Raw genomic sequence first — 22,340 nt, 5'->3', positions numbered from 1 at the left:
CCACAGGCGCTCGCGTGTCGACAAGCCCACGGAACAACATCCCCAAAATGTGCCGTAACACCTCGGGCTACGCCTCAGCGCACGACGGTGGCCGACCACGCCTGTTCGATGAGCAGGCGCGGCGTCGCCTCCGGGGTGGTGTCGACCGCCCAGGTGTCGGTCACGCCGGGCTCGTCGGCCCGCGGCAACCCGTAGATCAGCGTGTCGTCGTCGAGCCACTCGACCTGGTCGTCGAGCCCGCGCGGGCCGGCCTCGAGCAGCGTGCGGTCTCCCGTCGCGAGGTCCTGCACGGCGACCTGCCACACGACGCGGCGTCCGGGGTCGACGTCGACCTTGAAGGCGACACGGGTGCCGTCGGGTGACAGGGCGGGGCACTCGGCGTCGGGGGACACCGAGGTGAGGGTGCGCTCGGTGAGGTCGCCCTCGACCAGCCACGTGCGGCCACCGGTGGCGACGGTGGCGTAGAAGGTCTCGTCGTCGACGAAGGTCACGCCCCACACGTTGCGGTCGACCGGGTTCACCTCGCGGCCGTCGATGACCAGCTGGAACTCCTCGAGGTTGCCCCACCGCTCGCCGCCGCCGAACTCGTGCACCTCGGTCGCGGTCGAGAAGCCGGTGGACATGTAGGAGTGGCCGGCCACGAAGACGGTCGTGGCTGCGAGCGTCCCGTCCGGGCTCAGCCGCGTGCGGCTCGGGATGCCGGGGAGGTCGACGCTGTCGACCTGCTGCCAGTCGGCGTCGAGCTCGAGTCCCTTGTACGACGCCGCGACGCCGAGGTCGCTGACCAGGCAGGAGGCACCCTCGGCGCGGGCTGCGACGCGGTCGCAGGTGACGCCGGTGAACGCTCGGGGTCCGCCCGGGTCGTCGAGCGGCACCACGGCCACGACGCCGTACTCGCTGTCGAGCCCGGTGTGCCGGAACACGATGCGCGGCCCGTCGGTCACCTCCGTGATGGGCGCCTGCTCGGCAGCGGGCTCGGCGGCCCGCTCGGCGCGCACCTCGCGACGCTCGGCGACGACGTAGGTGGTCGCTGCGACGGCGATCGCCACGACCACCGCGACGAAGGCCAGGACCCGGGCGCGGCTGCTCACTGGCTGCTCATGACGTGACCGCGGCGCCGTCGAGGCGCGCGATCCGGGTCGCAGCCACGAGGACGGCGATCACGAGGAGCGCAGCGACGGTGGCCATGGCCGTCGTGGGCCCGAGCAGTAGCCACAGCACGCCGAACCCGGCCGACGCGAGCATCCGCGCGAGCGCCACCACGGTCTGCGCGGCGGCGATGCCGCTGGAGCGGGCCTGCACCGGCACGAGGCGGCCGGCGATGGCGGCGATCACCCCGTCGGTCGCGGCGTAGAAGGTGCCCAGGAGGAGCAGCGTGCCGACGGTGGCGGCGGCCGTCGAGGTGGGGAGCACGGCGCACAGGTAGGCGCCGACGAGCGCCAGGTGGCCCACGACCAGGGTGCGCGCCCGCCCGACCCGGTCGGCCAGACGACCGATCGGCACCGCCAGGACCAGGTAGGCGACGTTGGTGCCGACGTAGAAGAGGGGGAACCAGGCCACGTTGACCCCACCGTGGTCGAGCAGGGCGAGGTAGATGAACCCGTCGCCGATGGTCAGCAGGCCGAGCACGCCCGCGACGACGAGCAGCGGTCGCAGTCGCGCGTCGGTCAGGTCGCGCCAGCGGAACGGCGGGGGCGTGGGTCCGCTCCGGGCCGCTGCCTCGCGCCGGGTCCGCACGTCCGGCCCGAGCAGGCCGAGGAGGGCCACCCCGGCGATCGCGAAGGCGAGCGAGACCACGAGCACGACGGAGTAGCCACCGGGCACGAGCCACAGCAGGCCGAAGGCGATCAGCGGACCGAGGGCGGCACCGATCGTGTCGAGCATCCGGTGCACGCCGAAGGCGCGGCCGAGGTGCTCGGTCGGTGTCGCGGTGCTGATCATCGCGTCGCGCGGGGCCGTCCGGATGCCCTTGCCGATCCGGTCGGCGGTGACCACGGCGGCGATCCCGGCGGCGCCGGAGGCGAACAGCAGGAACACGCGCGCGACGGCCGACAGCCCGTAGCCGAGGAACGCCACCCACTTGGGGCGGTCCGAGGCGTCGGCCAGCCACCCGCCGCCGAGGCGGACCAGGGCGCTGACCCCTTGGTAGAGGCCGTCGATGAGGCCGTACGCCACCGGCGTGAGGCCGACGACCGCGGTGAGGTAGAGCGGCAGGATCGCGGAGACCGACTCCGACGAGACGTCGGTCAGGAGCGACACCACGCCGAGCGTGAGGACGACCCACCCGACGGGGGGCCGGGTCGAGGTCGAGCCGTGCGCGGTGGTGCCGCCGGCGGGCCGGTCGCGGACGGAGATGTACACCCGCGCTCACCCGCGCTCGGCGCGCAGCGAGGCGTGGACGGAGTAGCTCGTCCCGGAGCCTCGCGGGGTGACCGTGACGGTCACGACGCTGCCGTCCCGCCGGAAGGCGGCCGCCTGGGAGCCCGCGACGCTCGGCGGGGTCGCCGTCTCCGTCATGCCCCGACGGGCCAGGCGGGTGCGGTAGGCGAGCAGCACCTGCGCCGGCGATTGGGACGACGTCGCCACCAGCCCGACCTGCAACCGGTCGTCCGACGGCGAGACGCTGCTGCTCTGCACCCGCGTGGCCCGGGTCGGGCGCAGCGCGGCCGGGAACCCGCTCAGGAGCCGACCCTGCGCGCTCGCGGCACGGGGGAGCGGCGTCGCGACGAGCGGAGCAGGATTGGACGGCGGGAGGAGCTCCGAGAGGCTGCTGACCGTCGCCTCGGGGGCCTCCGGCATCTCGAGCGCGGGAGCCGAGCCGGGGCTCGGCGAGGCACCCGGGGCGGGCGCCGGCTCCTCGGTCGAGTCGGTCGGGGCGTCGGGCTCGTCGTCGGTCCGGTCGGAGGTCTGGCCCCGACCGGCGGCCCGATCCTCGCCGCTGCGGTCCTTGCGGTCCTTCGCCTGCTTCGAGGCGGACGGCGCCACGGCAGCGGACTCCGGCGGCGCAGCACCCGGTGGTGCGGTGTCCGGGGACGCCCCGTCGGCGCCGCAACCGCCCAGGAGGAGGCTGGCCACGACGCCGATCACGGCGACCGTCACAGGTCTGGTGTTCATCAGGTGCTCGACCCCCACGGTCGTCGACGAGACTGGTGCTGCGCGCTCAGTACGCGCCGCGGTGGCTGAGCACGGCACGCACCGTGCGGAAGAGGATCGAGACGTCGGAGCGCAGCGACCAGTTCTCGACGTACTTGAGGTCCAGGCGGACCGACTCGGCCCAGGTGAGGTCGGAGCGGCCCGACACCTGCCACAGGCCGGTCACCCCCGGCTTGACCACGAGCCGCCGGCGCGGGTCGACGTCGTAGCGGGCGACCTCGCACGGCAGGGCCGGACGGGGGCCGACGAGGGACATGTCGCCCCGGACCACGTTCCACAGCTGCGGCAGCTCGTCGAGCGAGTAGCGGCGCAGCTTGCTGCCCAGCGGAGTGATCCGCGGGTCCTGCGCGATCTTGAACAGGACGCCGTCCTTCTCGTTCTCGTCGGTCAGCCCCAGTCGTGCCGTCTCGGCGTCGACGCCCATCGAGCGCAGCTTGAGCATCGTGAACGGGACGCCGTCACGGCCGATGCGCTCCTGGCGGAAGAACGCGGGACCGGGGGTCTCCATCCGGACGGCCACGGCGAGCGCGGCGAGGACCGGCAGGGCCATGACGAGTGCGACGACGGCGAGGGCACGCTCCACGAGGTCCTTCAGGAGGCGGCGCGGTCCGCGGAGGGCGGGCTTGCCGACGTGCAGCACGCCGAGACCGGCCGTCGACATCACCCGGGTCCGCTGCGGCTCCACGTCCAGCAGCCCCGTGCCGAGGAAGAGCTCGGTGCCCATCCCGGACAGCGACCAGTGCAGTCGCCGCACCTCGACGGGCGAGAGCTTCGCGCCCGGCAGCACGACGAGCGCGTCGGCGCCGTGGTCGTGGGCCGCGGTCGAGGACGCCTCGAGCCCGACGTAGACCGGGACGTCGCCCTCGACCGGGGTCTTGGAGGAGCGGGTGAGGCACGCGGCCACCACCTCGTGGGACCCGCTGGCCCGGAGCTGCGCCACGGCATCACGCACGTCGCGCGGCCGGCCGGCCAGGACCACCCGGGGACGCGGACGACGTACGCCGGCGACGAACGGCAGGCCGCTCGTGACGGTCAGGGCGGCCACGAAAGCAGCGAGCGGCAGCGGGTCGGCGTGCCACAGCAGGGGCGAGAGCGCGAGCGTGAGCACCGCCGTGCGGGCGCCGGCGCCGAGCACCACGGCGGCCCGGGCCGCCCGGGACTGGCCCAGGGCCTGTCGCCGGTAGCGACCGGACACCGCGAGCAGCGGCGGCCACGCCAGGGCGGTCGCGAGGGCGACAGGGAGCTCGAGCCAGCCCTGTGCGACCGAGCCGGCGGCGAGCGCCAGCGCGAGCAGCAGGTCGAGCGCGGGCGCCGGCCACGTCGGGGCCGGCCGGGCGACGGTCCGACGCGCTCGCGGTTCGGCAGGGACCGGCTCCACCACCGGCTCGAGGACGGGGGCAGGGACGGGAGCGAGGACCGGCTCGGGAGAGAGCGCGACGGGTGCCACGAGCGGCAGCGTGGTGACCCCACGTGGGCGGGGAACCTGCCTGTCGAGCAGGCCGCCTTCCGCGGTGGCCGCCTCGGCGACGATGTCGGGCACCAGCCCGGCCGCCACCTCGGAGACCACCTCGGCGACCCTGTCGCTCACGACCTGCGTCATCTCATCAACCCCCCTCCGGGACACCGCCCAAGGCACCCCGTTGCTGACCTTGCAGCGAGCCTAGGAACGCCCGTCCGTGCGGGCATGCCGCAAATGAGCGAAAGCCGTGCAGGCCCGGGAGATACCCATTCGAAGGGATGGGCAGGTCAGGTCGGGCGGACCTACTCTCGAAGAGGTGCACCACACACTGGTTCGCTCTTCTCGGGCCAGCCCCGCACTGGCCGCCTCCTGGTGGCCGCTGGCGTGACGCGGAACCCCACGCTTCGTCACCCGGAACCGATGTGAACCAGTGGGCGGCGGTCGAGGTCCCCCTCCTCGACCGCCGCGTTCCGTGCGCGCACGACGTCCACGACGGTCCGGGTTCGCGCAGGGGCGGGCGGGAGCTGACGGAGCTGGCGAGCCGGTCGGCTCAGGCGCCGACCTTCCAGCCGACCTGGTTGGCCATGCCGACGGCAGCGAGCTGCGAGGACACCTCGAGCTTGCCGAGGATCGACTTCACCTGCGTCCGGACCGTGGCCTCGGACACCACGCTGTCCTGGGCGATCGCACGCACCGTGCGGCCCTCGATGAGCGCGCCGAGGACCTGGCGCTCGCGCGGGGTGAGCAGGTCGAGCCGACGGCGTACGTCGTCGTGGGCCTGGCGGTCGCGGGCCCACGCCTCGAGCAGCGACTCCAGCTCCTCGCGGGTGACGACGGGCAACCCCTGGTGCAGCCGCCGCACCGTGGCGAGCGCCTGCTGGAGCGCGCCGGTCTTGGACAGCACCTTGCGCGCGCCCAGCCGCATGCACGCGCCCCAGCGGCCGACGTCCTCCGACGCGGTCAGCACGACCACGTTGGCGTTGGCCCGGGCGAGGGGCGCGACGAGGTTCATCCCGTCGCCGAAGCGGCCGAGGTCGAGGTCGAGCAGCACCGTGCGGGGGTTGGCCCGCAGCGCCAGCGACCTCAGCGTGGCCATCGACCCACCCTCGTCGGGCGGCTCCAGACGTCGTACGTCGTAGCCCTCCAGGGAGAGGGCGAGCTCGAGCGACTCCGCGAAGAGCACGTGGTCGTCGATGATCAGGACGCGGTGCTCACCCCGTGACGCGCCAGGCACGGCCGTCCTCCATCGTCAGGCGGGGCGTGACCAGGCCGGGCTTCACGAGCCGCGGCGGTTCCGGGTCGTTCTCCGGCGAGCGGCGGGCCGCGGGCAGGGAGATCACGAACGACGACCCCGCACCGTCGCGGTCGGCGAGCCGCAGCGACCCGCCGGCCTCGGTCACGAGGCGCCGGGCGACGTTGAGGCCGATTCCCTCGCCCCGCGACTCGGTGCCGCGCTTGCCCCACTCGAAGATCTGGGGCCGCTGCTCGTGGGGGATGCCGCGCCCGAAGTCGGTCACCGTGATGTCGACCGTCTCCTCGTCGCGCCGCATCACCTCCACCAGGCTCTCGTCGGTGCCGCCGTGCTTGGCGGCGTTGTCCACGAGGATGTTGAGCACCTCGGCAAGGGCGTCGAAGGGAGCCCGGACGACGTCACCGGTGGAGTGCAGCTCGACGCGACGGCCCTTGAGCCGCTGCAGGTCGAGGATCTGGCCCAGCGCGTCGTCGAGGCGCAGGTCGGTGACCTGCGGACCGGCACCGGCGAGCATCCGCTCCATGCGGTCGAGCTCGCGGCGCATCGACGCCCACAGTCGCTCGCGCGCCTCGCTGGTGAGGTCGTCGCGGTCGAGCAGCGACGAACCGGTGACCAGGCCGGAGATCGTGCTGCGCAGCTCGTGGAGCCGCTCGCGCTGCTCGCGGGTGGCGTCGACGAGCACGTGCTCGAAGGAGTCGATGCGCTGCCGCTCCTCCTCGAGGGTGCGGCGCAGGGCCGCCCAGGCGAGGCCGAGCCATGCGGCTCCGGCGGCCGTGCGCGCCAGCCACAGGCCGGCGTCGATGCCGCCGCCGGCGAGGCCGGTCGGCGGGACCAGCTGGCCCAGGACGACCACGCCCACCGTGGCGAGGAGCAACGCGCTGATCGGTCGCGACGCCGTGCGCTGCTGCAGCACGAGGACCGCGGCCAGCAGATGGGTCGAGAGGAGCACCCCGACGAGCAGCTGCATCGCCGGTGACGGCGGGTGCACCCGCGGGAACTGCAGCAGGAGGTGGCCTGCCGCCACCAGGCCGAGCCCAAGCCCGATGACGAAGGTCTCGTCGACGACGCGTCGAGCGCGCTCCGGTGCGAGCAGCGGGACCACCACGCCGATCATCCCGAGCATCCCCACCGAGAGGAGCAGCGCCTGGGTGAGCGAACCTCGAGGTGGCTCGCTGTGCAGCGCGATGAGTGTGACGACGAGCGCCTGCGCGGCCACGAGTGCCCCGGTCGCGACCGTCCACCCCGCCACCGCGCCGGCGTGCTTGCGCCACATGACCAGCGCAGTGCACCCGGCGGCGGCGACGAAGACCCCGCTCACGACGCCCTCCCCGAGCGTGGGGACCGTCGACGCCGTCGGCGGTGCCCACCACGCGCCCTCTGTCCCCGAACCGATCCAGACCAGGACCAGGAACGAGGCGAGCCCCGTGATCCCCGTCCGGCACCGGTGGCGCAGTTCCCCCTTGCAGAACCCCAGCATCCCTCTGTCCCCCCTGCGGTACAGCTCTCGTGTCGTCGAGACGTGTCGGCTGCCTCCCAAAGCTGCCGATCCCGTCGTGCTCTCCGTCGTGCGTGTGGTGCGTCGTGCCGTTCGTGGTGTGAGCACGGCTCTCGGCTGAGAGTGCAACTCACGGTGCGGGGGGTCCATTGATTGTGTGGTCGTACCCCATATGGGGCAAAGGCGGTCTGGTCCGAAGTTCGCAGGAGTCGTGGAGGCTTCGTCAAGGAGCCCCTCAGGTCGCCTTCAGCGCGGTGTCAGCCCGGTGCGATTTCCCCTCAAGGGGGTAATCACGGGTCCTCGGGGGGCTGGCCGGGACAGGCGAGGTCGGGTCGCGTCCCCAAATAGGTGCACGTTCGCCGAAGGGTCGACGCGCGGTGGCGTGTGGCGGACAGGCTTGCTCACGCCAGCAGGCGGAGGGAGGGCTCATGAGCGTGGCAGGTCCTGTGTGGGTGCTGTCCCCGCACCTCTTGGTCGCCCAGGCGGTCACGGCCGCGCTGCGCTCGGCCGGGGTGCCGGCCGAGACCCGGAGGTGGGAGTCGGTGGCCGACGAGGACGGCTCGGGGGTGTCCGCACCGGCGCGACCGGCGGTGGTCGTCGCCATCGTGGACGGGGTTGACAACTCGACGGTGGTCGGCCATGTGGAGGCGCTCGCCCGACCCGGGGACGTACGCGTCGTCGTGGTCAGCTCGCCCGATGCCGCCGCCCGGTGGGGAGGGCTCCTGGCCAACGACGCCGTCGACGTGGTGACCGTGACGACCTCGGTCTCGCAGCTCGCCGACGTGGTCCAGCGCCTCATCAGCGGTGTCTCGTCGATGGACCCGGAGGAACGACTCGCCCTGCGCACCTCATGGGCCCTGGACCGGGACCGGCGCCGCCACGTGCGCGACCAGCTCGACTCGCTGTCCCCGCAGCAACGACGGGTGCTCGAGCTCCTGGCGTCGGGGCGGCGGGTCTCGGAGGTCGGGGTCGAGATGGGGGTCGCCGAGGGCACGGTCCGCAGCCACGTCAAGGCGCTGCGCGCCAAGCTGGGCGCCTCGACGCAGCTCAAGGCCGTCGCGCTCTTCCACCAGGCCTACGAGGCGACGGGGGGCGCCGACCTGGTGCCACGACCCCGGGGGGCGGGTGAGGACCCGGGCGACGACCCGGGGGAGCACCCCGGCCGCGACCGGCGGGGCGAGGAGGTGGGCGCCGGCCGTCGATAGGCTGCGCCCATGATGGATCCCACCACGCTCGACGACCACTCCTTCGCCGTCTGGGCGGCCGAACGGGCCGGCTCGGTGCTCCTCGACGTACGCGCGGGGGCGGAGGCCGACGGCCTGGAGGGCAAGGCACTGAAGGACGCCGGCGACGCCGCCGCCCAGGCCGAGCTCGACCGGATCCTCACCCAGCACCGCCCCGACGACGCCGTGCTCTCCGAGGAGGCGGCCGACGACAAGTCGAGGCTGACCGCCCGTCGGGTGTGGATCATCGACCCCCTCGACGGCACGCGGGAGTTCTCCGAGCCGCCCCGCGACGACTGGGCGGTGCACGTGGCCCTGTGGGCGGACGGCGAGCTCGTCGCCGGTGCGGTCGCCCAGCCCGCCCTGGGGGAGACCTTCAGCACCGGACGCCCCAGCGCGGTGCCGCCGCGGACCTCGCAGCGCCCCCGCATCGCGGTCTCGCGCAGCCGTCCGCCGGCCTTCGTCGAGGCCCTCGCCGCCGAGCTCGACGCCGAGCTCGTGCCGATGGGCAGCGCAGGGGTGAAGGTGATGAGCGTGGTGCGTGACCTCGCCGACGCCTACGTCCACGCCGGCGGGCAGTACCAGTGGGACAACGCCGCCCCGGTCGCGGTCGCCCGCGCGGCCGGCCTGCACTGCAGCCGCGTCGACGGCTCACCGCTGGTCTACAACGAGGACGACACCTCGCTCCCCGACCTCATCGTGTGCCGTCCCGAGCTCGCCGAGCAGATCGTCGACTTCGTCAGGCGCCACGGGACCGCCTGAGCCGGCTCGTCAGTGGACGAGCTTGAGCCCGATGATGCAGCCGACGAGGCCGGTCAGCAGCAGGGCCTTGACGACCGAGAACGCCTCGGTGCCGGTCACCATCGCGACCACCACGGTCAGCACGGCGCCGATGCCGACCCAGACGGCGTACGACGTCCCGACCGGCAGGGTGCGCATGGCGTAGCCGAGCCCGCCCATGCTGAGCGCCAGCGCGACCAGGAAGGTCGCGGTCGGGACGGGGCGGGTGAGTCCCTCGGAACGGCCGAGGGCGGTGGCCCACACGGCCTCCAGCACTCCCGACAGGACGAGCACGATCCACGACATGGCCATCTCCTCGACGGCCGTCTTGTCGCTGTCCTGGTACGGCTCCCTCGTCAGGTGGCCCCGGTGCGGGGCAGGTCCGACCCTATCCGGTTGCGGGTGGCGTCGCGCCTTGCGAGCGTGGGCCCATGACCTCCTTCGTCTCGCACACGACCGTCGACTGCCACGACGCCTACGCGCTCTCCGAGTGGTGGAAGGCCCTGCTCGGCTACGTCGACGTCGAGGGCGACCCCAACGAGCCGGGGCACGAGGAGTGCATGATCCTCGACCGAGACACCGGCCACAGCATCCTGTTCATCGAGGTGCCCGACGCGGACCTGCCCGCCAAGCGCATCCACTTCGACCTGCGCCCGCGCGAGGGCACCCGCGACGACGAGGTCGAGCGGGTCCGCGGACTCGGCGCCACCGAGGTCGGCGACCAGCGCGGCCAGTACGGGCCCGGCACCGGGTGGGTCGTCTTCGCCGACCCGGAGGGCAACCAGTTCTGCATCCTCCGCTCGCAGGCGGAGGTCGACGCCTGACGTACGACGGCCCGGCAGAGCGATGCTCTGCCGGGCCGTGCGTGAGGTGCGTGTGGGTCAGGAGACCCAGGTGCGCCAACCGAAGCCGTTGGCGAGGTACTTGGAGTCACCCTTGGTGGTGAAGGTCCAGTACCAGGTGCCGCCGCGGCGGGGCAGCCGCACCTTGTACTTGCCCTTCTTGTTGGTCTTGATCGTCTTCCACTTCTTGTAGCCCTTCTTCTCCTTCTTGGAGACCTTGATGACGATCTTCTTCTTGGCGTACTTGGGGGTGACCTTGCCCTTGATCACGAAGCCCGAGCTGGGCGCGGTGATCTTGCGGGCGACGCCGATCGTGAAGGGGGCGGACTCGCTCGGCGTGTAGGTGTCCTCGTACTGGGTGGCGGCGGTGTAACCGCTGTAGACCACCTTGTAGCTGGAGTTCATCTGGGGCTTCACGTCGAAGAAGTCGGCGCCGGCCGAGGTGTTGGTCGCGACCGGGACCCAGGCGGACGAGCCGGCCTCCATCACGTAGAGCGTCGAGGTGCCGCGGTAGGCGGACGAGCCGTCGGAGCTCGGGACGTCGACGGAGACGTAGAAGTCGTCGCCGTACTCCACCTTGTCGGTGCTCGGCGTGGCGGTGGTGGTGGTCGACCAGGTGTCGGCCGCCTGGCTGGGCGCGGCGATGGCGATCGGCGTGAGGCCGAGCAGTCCGGCACTGACGGTGCCCGCGATGAGACGAGTGGTGCGCATGTCCCCGTTGTTCCTCTCAGGAGAAGTTCTGGCCGCCCGGCAACGCCGGGCGTTGAGGTGGTTGCTACCCCTGTGGCGCACGGGACAAACCCCCTGTCCCCACGAACCCCGTCCGGGCAGCCCCCGTAGACTTTCATCCTCCCCCACCCCCGCCTGATGTGGGGGCTCTTCCGCGTGCTCTCGAAGGGATCCCCGGTGCCGTCCACGCCCCTCGCCGCCGTCGCTCGGCGCATCGTCGCCGCCCCCACCCTGGGCGGCGCCCTCACCGACGCCGCGGTGCAGTCCTCGCTCGACCTGACCGGGCCGGGCGCGGTCCGTCCCTTCGTGGTCCACGGACTCGTCGAGCGCGGGCGCACGGTCCTCGCGGTCACCGCGACCTCGCGCGAGGCCGAGGACCTCGTGGAGGAGCTCGCCGACCTCGTCGACCCCGACGCGGTCGCCTACTACCCGAGCTGGGAGACCCTGCCCCACGAGCGCCTCAGCCCGCGCAGCGACACCGTCGGTCGCCGGCTCGCCGTCCTGCGGCGCCTGCGGCACCCCGGCACCGACGCCGCCAACGGCCCGCTGAAGGTGGTCGTCGCCCCGATCCGCAGCCTCCTGCAGCCCCAGGTCACCGGGCTCGCCGACATCCAGCCGGTCGAGCTGGCACCGGGCGACAGGCGGCCGCTCGACGAGGTCGTGCGCGGGCTGGCCGAGGCGGCGTACTCCCGCGTCGACATGGTCGAGCGCCGTGGTGAGTTCGCGGTCCGCGGCGGCATCGTCGACGTCTTCCCGCCGACCGAGGAGCACCCGCTGCGCGTGGAGTTCTGGGGTGACGACGTGGAGGAGATCCGCGCCTTCTCCGTCGCCGACCAGCGCACCCTCGAGAGCGTCGAGCGGCTCTGGGCGCCGCCGTGCCGCGAGCTGCTGCTCACCGACGACGTACGACGCCGCGCCGCCGAGCTCGGCCAGGAGCATCCGCAGCTGCTCGAGCTCACCGACAAGATGGCCGCCGGCATCGCCGTCGAGGGCATGGAGTCGCTCGCGCCCGCCCTGGTCGACTCGATGGAGCTGCTCGTCGACCTCGTGCCGGCGGACACCACCGTCCTCGTCCTCGACCCCGAGCGCGCCCGCACCCGCGCGCACGACCTCGTCGCGACCAGCGAGGAGTTCCTCGGCGCGTCGTGGGCCGCGGCGGCCGGCGGTGGCACCGCGCCGATCGACCTCGGCGCCGCGTCCTACCGCGAGATCGCCGACGTCCGCCTCCACGCGCTCGGTCGCGGTCTGGCGTGGTGGACGGTCAGCCCCTTCGGCATCGACACCGCCGACGTGCCTGCCGACGCGGGTCTCGATACAACCGCGCTCGTCCCTCGCGACGGCCACTCGACCACCGAAAGCAGCGCGGTGCCGAGCCGCACGTTGCCGACGCACCCCGCCGAGGCCTACCGCGGCGACCTGCAGCAGGCGGTGGACGACATCCGCGGCTGGGTCACCGACGGCGTCGACGTCGTGGTCGTGCACGCCGGCCACGGACCGGCCCAGCGCTTCGTCGAGCTGCTGGGCGAGAACGACGTCGCCGCCCGGCTCGTCGAGGAGGGCGAGAGCGCCGGGGCCAACGTGGTGACCGTGACGTGCGGCCACCTGGTGCACGGCGTCGTCGACGACGAGGCAAAGGTCGCCGTCGTCACCGGCGACGACCTGTCGGGCCAGAAGGCCTCGACCCGCGACATGCGGAAGATGCCCGCGCGGCGCAAGAAGCAGATCGACCCTCTGGAGCTCTCGGCCGGCGACTACGTCGTGCACGAGCAGCACGGCGTCGGCCGCTTCGTGGAGATGAAGCAGCGCGAGATCGGCGGCGCGGTGCGCGAGTACCTCGTGCTGGAGTACGGCCCCAGCAAGCGCGGCGGACCCAACGACATGCTCTACGTCCCGGCCGACACCCTCGACCAGGTCACCCGCTACGTCGGCGGGGAGAACCCCAGCCTCGACCGCCTCGGCGGCGGCGACTGGACCAAGCGCAAGAACAAGGCCCGCCGCGCGGTCCGCGAGATCGCGGCCGAGCTGATCAAGCTCTACGCCGCCCGGCAGGCGACGAAGGGCCACGCCTACGGTCCCGACACCCCCTGGCAGCGCGAGCTCGAGGACGCGTTCCCCTTCACCGAGACCGTCGACCAGCTGACGACGGTGGACGAGGTCAAGGCCGACATGCGCCAGGTCGTCCCGATGGACCGGCTCGTGTGCGGTGACGTCGGCTACGGCAAGACCGAGATCGCGGTCCGCGCCGCGTTCAAGGCCGTGCAGGACGGCAAGCAGGTGGCCGTGCTGGTGCCGACCACCCTGCTCGTCACCCAGCACCTGTCGACGTTCTCGGAGCGGATGAGCGGCTTCCCGGTCGTCATCAAGGGCCTCTCGCGCTTCCAGACCGACAAGGAGGCCAAGGAGGTCGTCGCCGGCCTGGCCGACGGCTCGATCGACATCGTCGTGGGCACCCACCGCCTGCTCAACCCCGAGATCAAGGTCAAGGACCTCGGCCTGATCATCGTCGACGAGGAGCAGCGCTTCGGTGTCGAGCACAAGGAGCAGATGAAGCGGATGCGCACGTCGGTCGACGTGCTGTCGATGAGCGCGACGCCGATCCCGCGCACGCTCGAGATGGCGGTGACCGGCATCCGCGAGATGTCGACCATCACCACCCCGCCCGAGGAGCGGCACCCCGTCCTCACCTACGTCGGCGCCTACGAGGACCGTCAGGTCGTCGCGGCGGTGCGCCGCGAGCTGCTCCGCGAGGGCCAGGTCTTCTACATCCACAACCGGGTGCAGTCGATTGAGAAGGCCGCCGCCCGCATCAAGGAGCTCGTGCCCGAGGCGCGCGTGGCGACCGCCCACGGCCAGATGAACGAGCGCCAGCTCGAGCAGGTGATGCTCGACTTCTGGGAGAAGCGCTTCGACGTGCTCGTCTGCACGACCCTCGTCGAGTCGGGCCTCGACGTCTCCAACGCCAACACGATGATCATCGAGCGCTCCGACACCCTCGGCCTCTCCCAGCTGCACCAGCTGCGCGGTCGCGTCGGCCGCTCCCGCGAGCGCGCCTACGCCTACTTCCTCTACCCGGCGGAGAAGCCGCTGACCGAGACCGCCCACGAGCGGCTGGCGACGCTGGCCCAGCACTCGGACCTCGGCGGCGGCATGGCGATCGCGATGAAGGACCTCGAGATCCGCGGTGCGGGCAACCTGCTCGGCGGCGAGCAGTCCGGCCACATCGCCGACGTCGGCTTCGACCTCTACGTCCGGCTCGTCGGCGAGGCGGTCGCCGACTTCAAGGGCGGCGGCGAGGACGACCAGCTCCAGGAGGTCCGCATCGAGCTGCCGGTCGACGCCCACCTGCCCCACGACTACATCCCCAGCGAGCGGCTGCGGCTCGAGATCTACAAGCGGCTGGCCGAGGTGCGCACCGACGCCGACGTCGACGAGGTCCGCGCCGAGCTGCTCGACCGCTACGGCAACCCTCCCGAGGTCGTGGAGTCGCTGCTCGTCGTCGCCCGCTTCCGCGCGCGGTGCCGCCAGGTCGGCGTGAAGGAGGTGACGCTGGCCGGCAAGTACGTCCGGTTCGCCCCGGTCGACCTGCCCGAGTCGCGCGTCGTACGCCTCCAGCGGCTGCACCCCAAGAGCGTCGTCAAGGCACCGACGAGCACGATCCTGGTGCCGCGTCCGCAGCCGACCGGCTTCCCCGTACGCCCCGTGGCGGGCGTGGCCCTGCTTGAATGGGCCCGCGGCGTGATCGACGACGTCATCGCCGCCCCGGCGCCCGTCGCCGCCTCGACCGTCTCGACCAAGGAGTGACCCCGTGAGCAAGACCCGCCGGATGACGGCCGCGCCCACCTGGGTGATGGTGGCCCTCGCAGGACTGCTGCTGACCGGTTGCGGCAGCGCCAGCCCCGGCGTCGCGGTCAAGGTCGGCGACGAGCAGATCTCGACGCGCCACGTGGACCAGGTGACGTCCCACTACTGCACGGCGGTGGGCGAGCTCGAGTCGGCGGTGCCGATGGGCTTCGTGCGCCAGTACGTCGTCCAGCTGCTGACGCTGCGCTCCCAGGCCTCGCAGATCGCCGACGACTACGGCGTGGAGCCGGGCTCGACCTACTACAACGACGTCGCGCAGCGCCAGGCCACCGCGGAGACCCAGCCCGAGGAGGTCCGCGACGACTACGTCGAGCTGGCGTCCACCTCGGCCTACGCCCAGGACATCCTCGACCAGGTCGGTCGCATCATCCTGGAGGAGCAGGGCGTCGCCGACCCGACCGCCGAGCAGACCACCCAGGCGGGCATCGACGTGTTCAACCAGTGGCCCAACACCCACGACCTCGAGATCGACCCGCGCTTCGGCCTCCGCAACGTCGACGGCGTGCTGTCCCCGGTGGACACCAACACGTCCGTGGCGGTCGGCGAGACCGCCAAGTCCGGCATGGCGACCGAGCCCGACCCGGCCTTCGCCGAGACGCTGCCGGTCAGCCACCGCTGCGGCTGAGCCGGTGACCGCCACGCCCGGGGGCTCGGCCCTGGAGGAGTTCGCCGACCAGATGCGGGTCCTGCAGCGCGAGTGCGCGTGGAAGCGGGAGCAGACCCACACCTCGCTCATCCCGTACGTCCGGGAGGAGGCCGAGGAGGTCGTCGAGGCGATCGAGTCCGGTGACCCGGCCGCGCTCTGCGACGAGCTGGGCGACCTGCTGCTGCAGGTGGTCATCCACGCGGTGATCGCCGAGGAGGCGGGGGAGTTCACCCTCGACGACGTCGCGCGCGGCGTGATCGCCAAGATGGAGCGGCGCAACCCCCACGTCTTCGGCGACGCGGTCGCCACCGACGTGGCCGAGGTGATGGAGCTGTGGAACGCCGCCAAGGCCGCCGAGAAGACCAAGAAGGCCGCGAAGGCGACCACGTCGGAGGGCCCCGACCGGACGTCATGAGAATCGTCGGTTCGAACCGCCGTTTCCCATGACCTCAGCGACCGGTCAGGTACGACGTCGCAGCGCCGCCGCACGACCGAGGATCCCGACCGCGAGGACCACGAGCCCGGCGAGCACCGAAGCGGTGGGCAGCGCGGCTGCCATCGCCAGGCAGCCGACCAGGCCCAGCACCTGCAGCGCCCGCGGCCACCGCCGCTGCTCAACGGGCTGGCGCAGGGCGGAGAGGTTGGCGACGGCGTAGTAGACGAGCACCCCGAACGACGAGAAGCCGATCGCACCGCGCAGGTCGGCGAGCAGCACCAGCGCCACCACGGCGACGCCGATGACGACCTGGGCGGTGTCGGGGACCCGGTGCCGCTCGTCGACGGAGGCGAGGGGGCCCGGCAGGTCGCGCTCGCGCGCCATCGCGAGCGTCGTACGCCCGCCGCCGGCGAGCCGGGCCAGCCGGGCGCCGCGGGCGGCCGCGGCCGCCCCGACCCGGACGAGCGGGACCGCCCAGTCGGCGCCGAGCGCCGCCGTCGCGTCGGCGACCGGGACGGTGGAGCCGGGGAGGTCGTCGCCGAGGACCTGCACCAGGGCCAGCGCGACGAGGAGGTAGAGGACGACGGCGGTGCCGAGCGCCACGAGGATGGCGCGTCCGAGGACCTCGGGGCGGCGGACCTCCTCGGCCAGGGTGGCGATCCTGGCGTAGCCGGCGAAGGCGAAGAAGAGCAGCCCGGCTGCCTGCAGGACGCCCCAGGCCCCACCGGTGGCGGTCAGTGCGCCGACCGGCTCGGCCTCGCCCGTCGCGGCCAGCACGAGGAAACCGACGAGGACCAGCAGCGTCGCCGCCAGCAGCACCTTGGCGGCCGTCGCGGTGCGGGTGACGCCGCGCAGGTTGAGGACCGTGAACGCCACCACCGCGAGCGCTGCCAGCGCGCGCTGCCACGCCCCGGCACCGGGGGCGGCGTAGGCCGCGAAGGTCATCGCCATCGCGGCGCACGAGGCGGTCTTGCCGACGACGAAGCCCCAGCCCGCCAGGAAGCCCCACCAGGGGCCGAGGACCTCGCGTCCGAAGAGGTAGGTGCCGCCCGATGCGGGGTAGGACGAGGCGAGCTGGGCCGACGCCACGGCGTTGCAGAACGCGATCACGGCCGCGACCGCGAGCCCGGCGAGGAGTCCGCGTCCGGCGGCCTCGGCGGCCGGGGCGAAGGCGACGAAGACGCCCGCTCCGAGCATCGCGCTCAGCCCGACCACCACCGCATCGGTGGTGCCGAGTCGACGGGCGAGCTCGGGCTGGGCGCTCACGCCGGCACCTGCCACTCGACACCGCACGCACGGAGCCGGGCGCGTGCCAGCAGGAGCGTGCCGTCGGCGTCGGTGAGCGTCCGGGCGACCATCGTGCCGAACGACGTCGCGGTCGGCTCGGGTCGGAAGGCGTCGACGAACGCCTCGTCGAAGCGCCCGGTCGCGCCCAGCAGGGCGACGGCGTCGACGAAGTCGGGGCCCACCCGGGCCACCTGCTCGCGCAACGAGGCGAGCGGCTCGTCGTCGGCCGGGTCGTCGACTCCGGTCTCGCGGACCAGGGCGGTGAGTGCTGCCAGGTCTGCGACCGCCGACGTGAGCGCCGAGCGCAGGGTGGCGCCGTCGACGGGTCGGTCGAGCTCGGGGTCGGGCACCTGCCCGGCCGCGTCGACGAGGCCGGTCACGATGCGCACGTGGCGTCCTGCCATGTCGACGACCAGGTCCACGGAGTCCATCCTCCACCGTGCGGGCAGCCGCAGGCCGTCGGGTGGGTGAACGTGGGCGTCACCGGGGGCGTCGATCAGGTGGGACGTCGGGTCGGCGCGCCACTGCGACGGCAGCGCGCCGAGCTCGCGCCGGAAGGCGCGCGCGAAGACGTCGTAGCCGCGGAAGCCGGCCTCGGTCGCGATGTCGTGGAGGGTGCGGTCGGTCGTGGCCACCAGGTGGGCCGCCCGCTCGAGGACGAGGCGGTCGACGAACCTGGCGGGGGACTCGCCGGCCATCGCCCGACGCAACCGCTGGGCGGTCGTGTCGGTCGTGTCGGTCGTGTCGGCCGTGTCGCCCGCGTCGTCCCGGACGGCTCGCTCGACGAGGTCGCGGAGGTGGTCGGCGGGAGTCGGCACGCGACGCACGCTAGCGGTGGCCGCGGACACCCCGGCGACGTCGGCGTACGACGTGGCTAGGCTGGCGCTGACCCAGGACGTCCCCTCTTCAGGAGCTCTGCCATGTCGATCATCGCTGCAGTCGGTGCCCGCGAAATCCTCGATTCGCGCGGCAACCCCACCGTCGAGGTGGAGGTGTTGCTCGAGGACGGAGCGTTCGGACGCGCGGCCGTGCCCAGCGGCGCCTCGACCGGCGCCTTCGAGGCGGTGGAGCTGCGCGACGGTGGCAAGCGCTACCTCGGCAAGGGCGTGCAGAAGGCCGTCGACGGCGTCATCGACACGATCGCCGGCGCGGTCGTCGGCCTCGACGCCGACGACCAGCGCCTGATCGACCAGACGATGCTCGACCTCGACGGCACCGCCAACAAGGCCAAGCTGGGGGCCAACGCGATCCTCGGCGTCTCCCTCGCCACCGCGAAGGCGGCCGCCGAGTCGGCCGGGCTGCCGCTGTTCCGCTACGTCGGCGGACCCAACGCCCACCTGCTGCCGGTGCCGATGATGAACATCCTCAACGGTGGCTCGCACGCCGACTCCAACGTCGACGTGCAGGAGTTCATGATCGCCCCGATCGGCGCGGCGACCTTCCGCGAGGCGCTCCAGCAGGGCGCGGAGGTCTACCACGCCCTCAAGGCCGTGCTGAAGAAGAAGGGCCTCTCGACCGGTCTCGGCGACGAGGGCGGCTTCGCCCCGAACCTCGAGAGCAACCGTGCCGCGCTCGACCTGATCGCCGAGGCGGTCAAGTCCGCCGGCTTCGCCCTGGGCAAGGACATCGCGCTCGCGATGGACGTCGCCGCCAGCGAGTTCTTCGACAAGAAGTCCTACACCTTCGAGGGCAAGAAGCTGAAGAGCGACGACATGGTCGCCTACTACGCCGACCTCGTCGCCAGCTACCCGATCGTCTCCCTCGAGGACCCGCTCGACGAGGAGGACTGGGACGGCTGGAAGGCCATCACCGAGAACCTGGGCGACCTGACCCAGATCGTCGGCGACGACCTGTTCGTCACCAATGTCGAGCGCCTCCAGCGCGGCATCGACGGCGGCCAGGCCAACGCCATGCTGGTCAAGGTCAACCAGATCGGGTCGCTCACCGAGACCCTCGACGCCGTCGAGCTCGCCCACCGCGCCGGCTTCCGCAACATGATGAGCCACCGCTCCGGCGAGACCGAGGACACCACCATCGCCGACCTCGCCGTCGCCACCAACTGCGGCCAGATCAAGACCGGTGCACCGGCGCGCTCGGACCGCGTCGCGAAGTACAACCAGCTGCTCCGCATCGAGGACGAGCTGGGTGACGCGGCTCGCTACGCCGGACGGGGTGCCTTCCCGCGATTCGGCGGCTGAAGCAGGCAGACTGGGCGGCATGCCTTCCCAGCGCCGTACGCCTCGGGGCGGGCCCGGAGGGTCGCGCGGTCCGAGGCAGGGCTCCAGCACGCACCCCGGCTCCCGCGGCTCACGGCCGCGGGGGGCCGGGACGCGTACGTCGTCCTCCCGCACCGCGGCGCCGGTCGCCGCGTCCGTGCGTCCGGCCGCCCCGCGCAGCACGGCGCGTCGACCGCGGTTCACCGGTCGCGCCGCGGTGCTGGTCCTGGTCCTGGCGGTGCTGACGGTGTCCTACGCGTCGTCGCTGCGGGCCTACCTCCAGCAGCGCTCCCACATCGGCGACCTCAAGGCGCAGATCGCCGAGCGCGAGGCCAGCATCAACGACCTCGAGCGGGAGAAGAAGCGGTGGGACGACCCGGCCTACGTCAAGGCGCAGGCACGTGCGCGGTTCGGCTACCTGATGCCGGGTGAGGCAGGGTTCGAGGTCATCGGCCCCGACGGCAAGCCCCTCGAGGCGCAGGCATCGCTCAACGACCCGGACGACGTGATCAAGACCGTGCCCAAGGCCTGGTGGACCGCGGCCTGGGAGTCGATGGAGCTGGCCGGCAACCCGCCCCCGCCCGACCAGGAGCCGGTCGACCTCATCGACGGGACGAAGCAGTGAGTGACGACGAGACGCCCCGCGACAACCCACGCATCGACGCAGCCGACGAGGCCGTGATCCGCGCCCAGCTCAAGCGGCGACCCCGCGGCATCGACTCGATCGGACACCGGTGCCCCTGCGGCAACCCCGACGTGGTGACCACCGAGCCGCGGCTGCCCAACGGCACGCCGTTCCCGACGACCTTCTACCTCACCTGCCCCCGGGCGGCGTCCCGCATCGGCACCCTCGAGGGCACCCACGTGATGAAGGAGATGCAGGAGCGGCTCGGCACCGACGAGGAGCTCGCGGCGGCCTACCGCACGGCGCACGAGCGCTACCTGGAGTTCCGCGCCGAGGTGGGGGAGCGGGCCGGGCTCGACGTCCCCGAGATCGACGGCATCAGCGCGGGTGGCATGCCCGACCGGGTCAAGTGCCTCCACGTCCTCGCCGGCCAGTCCCTCGCCATGGGGCGCGGGGTCAACCCGCTCGGCGACGAGGTCCTCGACCGGCTCGGCGACTGGTGGGCGTCGGGGCCGTGCGTCGAGCGTCCCCCTGCTCCATGACGTGCTGCACGATGACCCGATGAGCACCTCCGAGACGACCGTCGCGGCCATCGACTGCGGGACCAACTCCATCAAGGTCCTGATCGGGACCGTGCGCGAGGACGGACAGCTCGACGTCGCGCTGCGCGACTCCCGCGTCGTACGCCTCGGGCAGGGCGTCGACCGCACCGGCGTGCTGGCCGAGGAGGCGCTGGAGCGCACATTCGCGGCGATCGACGAGTTCGCCGAGGTGCTCCGCGACCACGGCGTCCCGCCCGAGCGGCTGCGCTTCTGCGCCACGTCCGCCACCCGCGACGCCAGCAACTCAGCCGTCTTCGCCGAGGGCGTACGCCGTCGGCTGGGCATCGAGCCGGAGGTGCTGTCCGGCGACGAGGAGGCCGCGCTGGTCTACGCCGGCGCCATCGCTGCGCAGGTCCCGATGCCGCCCGAGCCGGTGCTCGTCGTCGACATCGGCGGCGGGTCGACCGAGCTGGTGCTGGGCCACGGTGACGACCGGCAGGCGGTGTCCATGGACATCGGCTCCGTCCGGCTCCACGAGCGCCACCTCCACGGTGACCCGCCGACCGCCGAGGAGGTCGCGGCCTGCGTCGCCGACATCGACCGGCACCTCGACGACTCCGGCATCCCGCTCGGGCGGGCCCGCACCGTCGTCGGCACCTCGGGCACGATCAAGACCCTCGCGTGCGGCGTCCTGGGCCTGGCCTCCTACGACCGCGAGGCCTTCGACGGCGCCGTCCTGCCCAACGCCGCCACCGCCTCCTACGTCGCCGACCTGCTCGCCATGACGGTCGAGGAGCGCCGGGCACTGCCCTACATGCACCCCGGCCGCGCCGACGTCATCGGTGCGGGAGCCCTGATCTGGGCCCGCATCCTCGACCGGGTGCCGGGCCTCGACCACGTCGTCTCCGAGGCCGACATCCTGCACGGCATCGCGGCCGCGATCGCGCGATGACGGGGCCGGTCCTCCTTCCGCACCCGGTCGTCGGCGGGGCGTTCACCAGCCCGGTCGCCCCGGGTGCCGGGTGGCCCGACGACCCCGGCGCCCCCGACACGCCCGTGGCGCGCGACGCCGACGACGTACGCCGTCTCGCCCACGACGTCCCGCTGGCCGAGCTCGACGCCCGGGTGAGCGTGTGCTCGGCGTGCCCGCGGCTGGTGGCGTGGCGCGAGGGCGTCGCGGTCGAGAAGCGGGCGTCGTTCGCCGACCAGCCCTACTGGGGGCGTCCGATCCCGGGCTGGGGCGACCCCGAGCCGTCGCTGCTCGTCGTCGGGCTGGCCCCGGCGGCCAACGGCGGCAACCGGACCGGCCGGATCTTCACCGGCGACCCGAGCGCCGACTGGCTGTTCGCGAGCCTGCACCGCACCGGGTGGGCGGTGCAGGACACCAGCGAGCACGCCGGCGACGGGCAGCAGCTCGTCGGGGCCCGCATGGTGGCCACCGTGAGGTGCGCACCTCCGGACAACAAGCCGACCGCGGTCGAGCGCGACACCTGCGCGCCGTGGATCGCCGCCGAGCTGGCGCTGCTGCCCACCGTTCGCGCGGTCGTTGCGCTCGGATCGTTCGGGTGGGACGGTGCCGTGCGCTCGCTGGTCGCGGCCGGGGCGCCCGCGCCGCCCAGGCGGCCGAAGTTCGCCCACGGCGCGGAGGTGGTGCTGGGTGACGTCACCCTCCTCGGCTGCTACCACCCCTCGCCCCACAACACCTACACCCGCCGGCTCACCCGCGAGATGACCGACGAGGTCTTCACGCGGGCGCGGGCGCTGGCCGGGCCGGGGCGCTGACACGGGCGCTGC

21 protein-coding genes and 1 riboswitch are annotated in these 22,340 nt (G+C 73.0%); of the genes, 11 read left to right on the top strand and 10 right to left on the bottom strand.

What is annotated here, in order from left to right:
- Window positions 1-74 precede the first annotated feature (74 nt).
- From ACNKF0_RS17665 to ACNKF0_RS17640, 6 genes are all read right to left on the bottom strand, one after another.
- Window positions 75-1,091 (bottom strand): hypothetical protein, encoded by a 1,017-nt coding sequence (locus tag ACNKF0_RS17665; protein ID WP_416954167.1) that lies wholly within the window; start codon window positions 1,089-1,091, stop codon window positions 75-77.
- A gap of 7 nt (window positions 1,092-1,098) precedes the next feature.
- Window positions 1,099-2,361 (bottom strand): MFS transporter, encoded by a 1,263-nt coding sequence (locus tag ACNKF0_RS17660; protein WP_416954166.1) that lies wholly within the window; start codon window positions 2,359-2,361, stop codon window positions 1,099-1,101.
- Window positions 2,362-2,367: 6 nt separating this feature from the next.
- The gene (locus ACNKF0_RS17655; RefSeq protein WP_416954165.1) at window positions 2,368-3,114 is read right to left on the bottom strand and encodes a hypothetical protein; all 747 of its coding nucleotides are present in this window, start codon (window positions 3,112-3,114) and stop codon (window positions 2,368-2,370) included.
- A gap of 46 nt (window positions 3,115-3,160) precedes the next feature.
- Entirely contained in the window at window positions 3,161-4,741 is a 1,581-nt protein-coding gene (locus ACNKF0_RS17650; protein ID WP_416954164.1) for an exopolysaccharide biosynthesis polyprenyl glycosylphosphotransferase, read from the bottom strand.
- A 421-nt stretch (window positions 4,742-5,162) separates the two neighbouring features.
- The gene (locus ACNKF0_RS17645) at window positions 5,163-5,846 is read right to left on the bottom strand and encodes a LuxR C-terminal-related transcriptional regulator (RefSeq protein ID WP_416954163.1); all 684 of its coding nucleotides are present in this window, start codon (window positions 5,844-5,846) and stop codon (window positions 5,163-5,165) included.
- A complete protein-coding gene (locus ACNKF0_RS17640) occupies window positions 5,824-7,182 on the bottom strand; it encodes a sensor histidine kinase (protein ID WP_416954162.1) in 1,359 nt (452 codons plus the stop codon). The genes ACNKF0_RS17645 and ACNKF0_RS17640 overlap by 23 nt, the downstream gene beginning before the upstream one ends.
- Window positions 7,183-7,787: 605 nt before the next feature.
- Between ACNKF0_RS17640 and ACNKF0_RS17635 the strand changes: the two genes are divergently transcribed.
- A complete protein-coding gene (locus ACNKF0_RS17635) occupies window positions 7,788-8,564 on the top strand; it encodes a helix-turn-helix transcriptional regulator (protein ID WP_416954161.1) in 777 nt (258 codons plus the stop codon).
- A 9-nt stretch (window positions 8,565-8,573) separates the two neighbouring features.
- Window positions 8,574-9,344 (top strand): 3'(2'),5'-bisphosphate nucleotidase CysQ, encoded by a 771-nt coding sequence (locus ACNKF0_RS17630; RefSeq protein WP_299925645.1) that lies wholly within the window; start codon window positions 8,574-8,576, stop codon window positions 9,342-9,344.
- A 9-nt stretch (window positions 9,345-9,353) separates the two neighbouring features.
- Here the strand turns inward: ACNKF0_RS17630 and ACNKF0_RS17625 are convergent, their stop codons facing one another.
- Window positions 9,354-9,668 carry a DMT family transporter gene (locus ACNKF0_RS17625; RefSeq protein WP_299925642.1) on the bottom strand — a complete coding sequence of 105 codons (315 nt, stop codon included), beginning with the start codon at window positions 9,666-9,668 and terminating at the stop codon, window positions 9,354-9,356.
- 12 nt (window positions 9,669-9,680) lie between these two features.
- Window positions 9,681-9,745, bottom strand: a riboswitch (guanidine-III (ykkC-III) riboswitch).
- Between the two features lie 48 nt (window positions 9,746-9,793).
- Between ACNKF0_RS17625 and ACNKF0_RS17620 the strand changes: the two genes are divergently transcribed.
- The gene (locus tag ACNKF0_RS17620; RefSeq protein WP_299925639.1) at window positions 9,794-10,186 is read left to right on the top strand and encodes a VOC family protein; all 393 of its coding nucleotides are present in this window, start codon (window positions 9,794-9,796) and stop codon (window positions 10,184-10,186) included.
- Between the two features lie 57 nt (window positions 10,187-10,243).
- On the opposite strand, the gene ACNKF0_RS17615 is transcribed toward ACNKF0_RS17620, so the two are convergent.
- Window positions 10,244-10,915 carry a hypothetical protein gene (locus ACNKF0_RS17615; protein ID WP_299925636.1) on the bottom strand — a complete coding sequence of 224 codons (672 nt, stop codon included), beginning with the start codon at window positions 10,913-10,915 and terminating at the stop codon, window positions 10,244-10,246.
- Between the two features lie 156 nt (window positions 10,916-11,071).
- Between ACNKF0_RS17615 and mfd the strand changes: the two genes are divergently transcribed.
- The 3 genes from mfd to ACNKF0_RS17600 are packed head-to-tail and all read left to right on the top strand — an operon-like array spanning window position 11,072 to window position 15,855.
- Window positions 11,072-14,734 (top strand): transcription-repair coupling factor, encoded by a 3,663-nt coding sequence (gene mfd, locus ACNKF0_RS17610; protein ID WP_416954160.1) that lies wholly within the window; start codon window positions 11,072-11,074, stop codon window positions 14,732-14,734.
- A 4-nt stretch (window positions 14,735-14,738) separates the two neighbouring features.
- On the top strand, window positions 14,739-15,419 hold the full coding sequence (locus ACNKF0_RS17605; protein WP_416954159.1) for a hypothetical protein: 681 nt from the start codon (window positions 14,739-14,741) through the stop codon (window positions 15,417-15,419).
- A gap of 4 nt (window positions 15,420-15,423) precedes the next feature.
- Entirely contained in the window at window positions 15,424-15,855 is a 432-nt protein-coding gene (locus tag ACNKF0_RS17600; protein ID WP_416954158.1) for a MazG nucleotide pyrophosphohydrolase domain-containing protein, read from the top strand.
- Between the two features lie 45 nt (window positions 15,856-15,900).
- Here ACNKF0_RS17600 and ACNKF0_RS17595 read toward each other — a convergent pair whose 3' ends face one another.
- Both ACNKF0_RS17595 and ACNKF0_RS17590 read right to left on the bottom strand, forming a co-directional pair.
- On the bottom strand, window positions 15,901-17,142 hold the full coding sequence (locus tag ACNKF0_RS17595) for an APC family permease (RefSeq protein WP_416954157.1): 1,242 nt from the start codon (window positions 17,140-17,142) through the stop codon (window positions 15,901-15,903).
- Window positions 17,139-17,981, bottom strand: a complete 843-nt coding sequence (locus tag ACNKF0_RS17590) for a helix-turn-helix domain-containing protein (RefSeq protein ID WP_299925623.1) — start codon at window positions 17,979-17,981, stop codon at window positions 17,139-17,141. The genes ACNKF0_RS17595 and ACNKF0_RS17590 overlap by 4 nt, the downstream gene beginning before the upstream one ends.
- A gap of 102 nt (window positions 17,982-18,083) precedes the next feature.
- Between ACNKF0_RS17590 and eno the strand changes: the two genes are divergently transcribed.
- Genes eno through ACNKF0_RS17565 form a run of 5 tightly spaced genes read left to right on the top strand, consistent with a single transcriptional unit; the run spans window position 18,084 to window position 22,328 of the window.
- Window positions 18,084-19,361 carry a phosphopyruvate hydratase gene (gene eno / locus ACNKF0_RS17585; RefSeq protein ID WP_299925621.1) on the top strand — a complete coding sequence of 426 codons (1,278 nt, stop codon included), beginning with the start codon at window positions 18,084-18,086 and terminating at the stop codon, window positions 19,359-19,361.
- A gap of 19 nt (window positions 19,362-19,380) precedes the next feature.
- On the top strand, window positions 19,381-20,004 hold the full coding sequence (locus tag ACNKF0_RS17580) for an FtsB family cell division protein (RefSeq protein ID WP_416954156.1): 624 nt from the start codon (window positions 19,381-19,383) through the stop codon (window positions 20,002-20,004).
- Between the two features lie 32 nt (window positions 20,005-20,036).
- Window positions 20,037-20,546 (top strand): DUF501 domain-containing protein, encoded by a 510-nt coding sequence (locus tag ACNKF0_RS17575; RefSeq protein WP_416958576.1) that lies wholly within the window; start codon window positions 20,037-20,039, stop codon window positions 20,544-20,546.
- A 19-nt stretch (window positions 20,547-20,565) separates the two neighbouring features.
- Entirely contained in the window at window positions 20,566-21,498 is a 933-nt protein-coding gene (locus ACNKF0_RS17570; RefSeq protein WP_416954155.1) for an exopolyphosphatase, read from the top strand.
- Entirely contained in the window at window positions 21,495-22,328 is an 834-nt protein-coding gene (locus tag ACNKF0_RS17565; protein WP_416954154.1) for a uracil-DNA glycosylase, read from the top strand. The genes ACNKF0_RS17570 and ACNKF0_RS17565 overlap by 4 nt, the downstream gene beginning before the upstream one ends.
- The last annotated feature ends 12 nt before the right edge of the window (window positions 22,329-22,340 follow it).

The organism is Nocardioides sp. T5, from assembly GCF_048161455.1.
Taxonomy (GTDB): Bacteria; Actinomycetota; Actinomycetes; order Propionibacteriales; family Nocardioidaceae; genus Nocardioides.
This window is presented reverse-complemented; position numbering and strand designations above follow the sequence as displayed.

Excerpts from the sequence above, each read along its gene's own strand:
- ACNKF0_RS17655 (WP_416954165.1), bottom strand. The coding sequence starts at position 3,114 with ATGAACACCAGACCTGTGACGGTCGCCGTGATCGGCGTCGTGGCCAGC.
- ACNKF0_RS17625 (WP_299925642.1), bottom strand. The coding sequence starts at position 9,668 with ATGTCGTGGATCGTGCTCGTCCTGTCGGGAGTGCTGGAGGCCGTGTGG.
- ACNKF0_RS17565 (WP_416954154.1), top strand. The coding sequence starts at position 21,495 with ATGACGGGGCCGGTCCTCCTTCCGCACCCGGTCGTCGGCGGGGCGTTC.
- ACNKF0_RS17615 (WP_299925636.1), bottom strand. The coding sequence starts at position 10,915 with ATGCGCACCACTCGTCTCATCGCGGGCACCGTCAGTGCCGGACTGCTC.
- ACNKF0_RS17630 (WP_299925645.1), top strand. The coding sequence starts at position 8,574 with ATGATGGATCCCACCACGCTCGACGACCACTCCTTCGCCGTCTGGGCG.
- eno (WP_299925621.1), top strand. The coding sequence starts at position 18,084 with ATGTCGATCATCGCTGCAGTCGGTGCCCGCGAAATCCTCGATTCGCGC.
- mfd (WP_416954160.1), top strand. The coding sequence starts at position 11,072 with ATGTGGGGGCTCTTCCGCGTGCTCTCGAAGGGATCCCCGGTGCCGTCC.
- ACNKF0_RS17570 (WP_416954155.1), top strand. The coding sequence starts at position 20,566 with ATGAGCACCTCCGAGACGACCGTCGCGGCCATCGACTGCGGGACCAAC.
- ACNKF0_RS17620 (WP_299925639.1), top strand. The coding sequence starts at position 9,794 with ATGACCTCCTTCGTCTCGCACACGACCGTCGACTGCCACGACGCCTAC.
- ACNKF0_RS17580 (WP_416954156.1), top strand. The coding sequence starts at position 19,381 with ATGCCTTCCCAGCGCCGTACGCCTCGGGGCGGGCCCGGAGGGTCGCGC.
- ACNKF0_RS17635 (WP_416954161.1), top strand. The coding sequence starts at position 7,788 with ATGAGCGTGGCAGGTCCTGTGTGGGTGCTGTCCCCGCACCTCTTGGTC.